1 protein-coding gene is annotated in these 6,308 nt (G+C 72.1%); it reads right to left on the bottom strand.

Translation table 11 applies throughout. The features are described 5' to 3' along the window. Positions 1-6,308 (bottom strand): type I polyketide synthase (locus AQJ58_RS40105; RefSeq protein WP_159056429.1); only part of this gene is annotated, 6,308 nt, incomplete at both ends.

Here is a 6,308-nt window from a genome sequence, read left to right as displayed (position 1 = left end):
ACTCACACCGAACGACGACACACCGGCACGACGCGGACGCTCGCCCGTCTGCGGCCACTCCCGCGCCTCCGTCAGCAGCTCCACCGCACCCGCCGACCAGTCCACCTTCGACGACGGCACATCCGCATGCAGTGTCCGCGGCAGCACACCGTGCCGCATCGCCTCGACCATCTTGATGACGCCGGCGACACCGGAGGCGGCCTGTGTGTGCCCGACGTTGGACTTCAACGAGCCCAGCAGCAGCGGCCGTTCCCGGTTCTGGCCGTAGGTCGCGATGAGCGCCTCGGCCTCGATCGGGTCGCCCAGGGCCGTTCCCGTGCCATGGGCCTCGACCGCGTCCACGTCACCGGTGGACAGCCCGGCGCTCGCCAGGGCGGCGCGGATCACCCGCTGCTGGGACAGCCCGTTCGGGGCGGTGAGGCCGTTGCTGGCGCCGTCCTGGTTGACGGCCGAACCGCGCACGACCGCCAGCACCGGATGCCCGTTGCGCCGCGCGTCCGACAGCCGCTCCAGCAGCAGCACGCCGACGCCTTCGGCCCACGAGGTGCCGTCGGCGGAGTCGGAGAAGGCCTTCGAGCGGCCGTCCGGGGCCAGTCCGCGCTGCCGGCTGAACTCGATGAAGAGGCCGGGAGTGGGCATCACGGTCACGCCGCCGGCCAGGGCGAGTCCGCACTCGCCGGCCCGCAGCGCCTGTACCGCCAGATGCAGGGCGACGAGGGACGACGAACACGCCGTGTCCACCGTGACCGCGGGCCCCTCCAGACCGAGGGTGTAGGCGATACGGCCGGAGATCACGCTGGAGGACTTGCCCGTCAGGAGGTAGCCCTCGACGCTCTCCGGGGCCTCGTGCAGGCGGGCACCGTAGTCCTGGTAGGTCATGCCGGCGAAGACGCCGGTCGCGGTGCCCTTGAGGGAGGTCGGGTCGATACCGGCCCGCTCGATGGTCTCCCAGGACGCCTGCAGCAGCAGCCGCTGCTGGGGGTCCATCGCGAGTGCTTCGCGCGGGGAGATACCGAAGAACACCGGGTCGAACTCGGCGGCGTCGTAGAGGAATCCGCCCTCGCGGGCATACGTCCTGCCGGGCCGGCCGGGGTCCGGGTCGTACAGTCCCTCGATGTCCCAGCCACGGTCGGTGGGGAAGCCGGAGACGGCGTCCTGGCCACGTACGAGCAACTGCCACAGCTGCTCGGGAGTCTGCACGTCACCGGGCAGCCGGCAGCCCATCGCGACGATCGCGATCGGTTCGTCGCGGTGCTCGGCACCGGCCGCGGGTGCGCTCTCACGATTCGCGGTCAGGGCAGTGGCGGGCTCCGGCTGGTCCTGCGCCCCGAGCAGTTCAGCGTGCAGGTGCCGGGCCAGGCGCGTGATCGTCGGATGATCGAACACCGCGCCGGTGGCCAGTCGCAGCCCGGTGGCGGCGTTCAGCCGGTTACGCAGCTCCATGACCCGCATCGAGTCGAAGCCGAGTTCCTTGAAGGCGCGCCCGACCGCGACCGCGTCCGTGTCGGTGTGCCCGAGGACCACGGCCGCGTGGGTGCGGACCAGCTCGGTCAGGGTGCGCTCCTGCTCGCCGGGAGCAAGCCCCGCGAGCCGTTGCGCCAGCGCCGTACCGGGCGGCACGGCCCCGTCGGTGGGGCCAGGGCCCGCGAGACCGTCGGCTGCCGCCGGTGTGCCGGCCCGCAGTGCCTCCGGCACCCCGTCGAACAGCCGGGTCGATCGCGTCGGCGCATACGCCGCGACGAACCGCTCCCAGTCCACGTCGGCGACGGCGAGGAACGGCCGGTCGGGGCCCGTCGCCTGTGCCAGGGCCTCGATAGCGGCCTCCGGCGCCATGGTGATCAGTCCGCGACGCCGCATCCGCTCGTCCGTGTCGTCCCCGACCATGCCGCCGCCGCCCCACGTGCCCCAGGCCAGGGACAGCGCGGGCAGCCCACGGGCGTGCCGGTGCTGGGCGAGCGCGTCCAGGGAGGCGTTCGCGGCGGCATAGGCGGCCTGGCCGCCGTTGCCCCAGACACCGATGACGGAGGAGAAGAGCACGAAGGCGTCCAGCTCCTTGTCGGAGGTCAGCTCGTCAAGGTGGCGGGCGGCCTCCACCTTCGACTGGAGCACTCCGGCCAGTGCTTCCACGGACAGCGTCTCGATCACACCGTCGTCCAGCACACCCGCGGCGTGCACGACACCCGTCAACGCGGGAATCGACGCCGCCGCCAGGGAATCCAGCAGCGCCCGGACCTGCTCACGATCGGCCACATCACACGCAGCCACCGTCACACCGACACCAGCCCCCTCCAGCTCGCCACGCAGCACATCCACGCCCGGCGCCCGCTCACCCCGACGCGAGACCAGCACCAGATGCTCCACCCCCCGCCCCGCCAGCCAACGCCCCACATGCCCACCCAGAGCACCCGTGCCACCAGTCACCAGAACCGTCCCCCGCGGACTCCACTGACCACCACCCGCCTGACCCACACGCACCAGCCGACGCCCGAACACCCCCGCCGAACGCACCGCGACCTGATCCTCACCAGCAACGCCGGACAAGACCGCACCGAGCCGGTCCTCCACCCGGGCGTCGAAGACCTCCGGCAGATCGACCAGCCCACCCCAACGCTCCGGATACTCCAGGGCAGCCACCCGGCCAAAGCCCCACACCCCCGCCTGCACCGGACTCGCCACCCGATCCACACCACCGACACCGACGGCACCCCGGGTCACACACCACAACGGCGCCCCCACCCCCACATCCCCCAGCGCCTGCACCAGCAGAAGAGTCCCCGCCAGACCGGCCGAAACCCCACCGCCCACCGCATGCGCCGACTCGTCCAACGCCAGCAACGACAACACCCCGGCCACAGCCGCCACACCCCGCAGCGCATCAGCCAACCCAGCCCGGTCAACACCCGGCTCGACCGGGAGCCGCAGCACCTGCGCCCCCTTCGTCTCGAGGGCCCGGACCAGCGCAGACGTCCACTCGTCCTCGGCCAGGGCCAAGGGCACCACGACCAGCCACGCCCCCGACAGCGTCACGGCCTTCGTGGGCACCGGCCGCCAGGAGACGCCGTACCGCCAGTCGTCGGACGCCGCCTGCCGCCGAAGCGCCTTGCGCCAAGCCGCAAGCGCGGGCAGGACATCACCGAACGGCTGGTCCTCTGAGACCTGAAGCGTGTCGAGGACGGCCGAGAAGTCCTCGCTCTCGACAGCAGCCCAGAACCGCGCGTCGGCCGGATCATCCGCCACCGCGTCCGAAGGAGCCGGGGCGTCGAGCCAGTAGCGCCGACGCTGGAAGGCATACGTCGGCAGGTCGACATGGCACGCACCCGTGCCGGCGAACGCCTGAGACCAGTCCACCTCCACGCCATGGACCCACAGCTCACCCAGGGAGGCCAGGAAACGGTCCAGGCCGCCGTCGCCGCGGCGCAGACTGCCGGTGACGACCGCCTCGTCGGCGGTGTCCTGGATACCCATGGCGAGCACCGGGTGCGCCGACACCTCCACGAACACCGTGCGGTCCTGATCGGCGAGGGCGCGTACGGCCTCCTCGAAGCGGACCGTCCGGCGCAGGTTGCGATACCAGTACCCGCCATCCAGGGCCTGGGTGTCGATCCAGTCGGCCTCCACCGTGGAGAAGAACGGCACCGTGGAGGTCCGCGGGCGGACCTCGGCCAGGACCCGGGCCAGCTCCTCCTCGATCCGCTCCACATGGGACGTGTGGGAGGCGTAATCCACCGGGATACGACGAGCACGCACGCCCTCGGCCTCGCAGGCGGCGATCAGCTCCTCCAGAGCCGCGGGCTCACCCGCGACCACGACCGAGGCCGGCCCGTTGAGCGCAGCGATCTCGATACGACCCTCCCACGCGGCGATCCGCCCGGCAGCCTGCTCCGCACCCACCGCCACAGAGACCATGCCACCGTCACCGGCCAGCCCGGCCGCGATCGCCTTCGACCGCAAGGCCACCACCCGAGCACCATCACGCAGGGTCAGCCCACCAGCGACGCACGCGGCAGCGATCTCACCCTGCGAATGCCCCACCACCGCAGCGGGTTCAACGCCGTAGGAACGCCACAGCGCGGCCAGCGACACCATCACCGCCCACGACAGCGGCTGCACCACGTCGACGCGCTCCAGCGACGGCGCACCAGAGGCACCGCGAAGGACCGCCTCCACGTCCCAGTCCACGAACTCAGCCAACGCCTGGGCGCACTCGGCGAACCGCTCGGCGAACACCGGAGCGGAGTCCAGCAACTCCACACCCATCCCGGCCCACTGCGCACCCTGACCCGGGAACACGAACACCACCCGGCCACCAGAACCCGACGCAGTACCCTGCACCAACCCTGCGGCCGACTCACCGCGTGCCAGTGCCCGCAGCCCGGCGACCAGCGTGGCCCGGTCGGTGCCGACCACGGCAGCCCGGTCGTCCAGGACGGCCCGCCCCGCGGTCAGTGTCCAGCCCACGTTCACCGGGGAGAGGTCCGCGTCCCGCTCCACCCGCGCCAGCAGGCGGACAGCCTGGCCCCGCAGCGCCTCGGACCCGCGCCCCGACAGCACCCACGGCACCGCCACCGGCTCGGCCGGGACCGTGCGCCGGGCCTCCGGCGCCTGCTCCAGGATGACGTGCGCGTTGGTGCCGCTGATGCCGAAGGAGGACACACCAGCCCTGCGCGGCCGCCCCTCGGTCCCGGGCCACTCGCGCGCCTCGCTGAGCAGTTCGACCTTGCCAGCCGACCAGTCCACCTCACGCGTCGGCTCGGTGACGTGCAGCGTCTGTGGCAGCACACCGTGCCGCATCGCCTCGACCATCTTGATGACGCCGCCGACACCGGCGGCCGCCTGCGCATGCCCGATGTTCGACTTCAACGACCCCAGCCACAACGGCCGCTCCCGGTCCCGGCCATACGTCGCGATCAGCGCCTGCGCCTCGATCGGATCCCCGAGCGTCGTCCCCGTCCCGTGCGCCTCGACCGCGTCCACATCACCAGTCGACAACCCGGCGTTCGCCAGCGCCGCCCGGATCACCCGCTGCTGCGACGGCCCGTTGGGAGCGGTCAGACCATTACTGGCACCGTCCTGATTGACGGCCGACCCACGCACCACCGCCAACACCGGATGCCCGTTGCGCCGCGCGTCCGACAGCCGCTCCAGCACCACCATGCCCGCGCCCTCGGCCCACGAGGTCCCGTCGGCCGAGTCGGAGAAGGCCTTGGACCGCCCGTCGGAGGCGAGCCCGCGCTGCCGGCTGAACTCCACGAACATGCCGGGCGTCGCCATGACGGTGACGCCGCCGGCCAGGGCCAGCGTGCACTCGCCGGCCCGCAGGGCCTGGGCGGCCTGGTGCAGCGCGACCAGCGACGAGGAGCAGGCCGTGTCCACCGTCACGGCTGGTCCTTCGAGACCGAGGACGTATGCCAGCCGCCCGGAGACCACGCTGACCGACTTGCCGGTCAGCAGGTAGCCGTCGAGGCCGTCCGCGGCCTCGTGCAACTGGGTGCCGTAGTCCTGGGACATGGCGCCGGCAAAGACACCGGTGCGGCTGCCCTTGAGGGACAGCGGGTCGATGCCCGCGTGCTCGAGCGCCTCCCAGGACGTCTCCAGCAGCAGCCTCTGCTGGGGATCCATCGCCAGGGCCTCACGCGGCGAGATCCCGAAGAACCCGGGGTCGAACTCGGGTGCTTCGTAAAGGAATCCGCCTTCACGAACGTACGACGTGCCGGAGCGGCCGGGGTCGGCGTCGTACAGGGTGTCCAGGTCCCAGCCGCGGTCCATCGGGAAGGCGGCGATCCCGTCGCGCCCGGTGCGCACGAGGTCCCACAGTTCCTCCGGCGACGTCACCCCGCCGGGGAAGCGGCACCCCATCCCCACGATCGCGATGGGCTCGTCCACCTGCCCGGCGTCGCCCGGCACCTCGATGTCGGCCGAGTGGTCGGTGCCCAGCGCCTCGGCGTCCAGGTGCCGCATGAGGGCGTTCGGCGTCGGGTGGTCGAAGATCAGCGAGGACGGCAGCCGCAGCCCCGTCGCCTCGTTCAGCCGGTTGCGCAGCTCCACCCCGGTCAGGGAGTCGAAGCCCAGGTCCTTGAAGGTCCGCGCCGGGTCCACGGCTGCCGCGGAGCCGTATTCCAGCACGGTCGCGATCTGCGTCCGGACCAGCTGGTCCAGCGTCTGCCCACGCTCCTCGTCGGAGGCGGCGGCGAGACGCTCGCGCCAGGACTCCGCCCTGACGGCCAGGGGCTCCTCAGCCACCTGCTGTGTCGTCTCGTCGAGCCAGTAGCGGTGGCGTTGGAAGGCGTAGGTCGGCAGGTCGACGCGGG

The organism is Streptomyces sp. DSM 15324 (assembly GCF_001514285.1).
In the GTDB taxonomy this organism is placed as follows: domain Bacteria; phylum Actinomycetota; class Actinomycetes; order Streptomycetales; family Streptomycetaceae; genus Streptomyces.
This window is presented reverse-complemented; position numbering and strand designations above follow the sequence as displayed.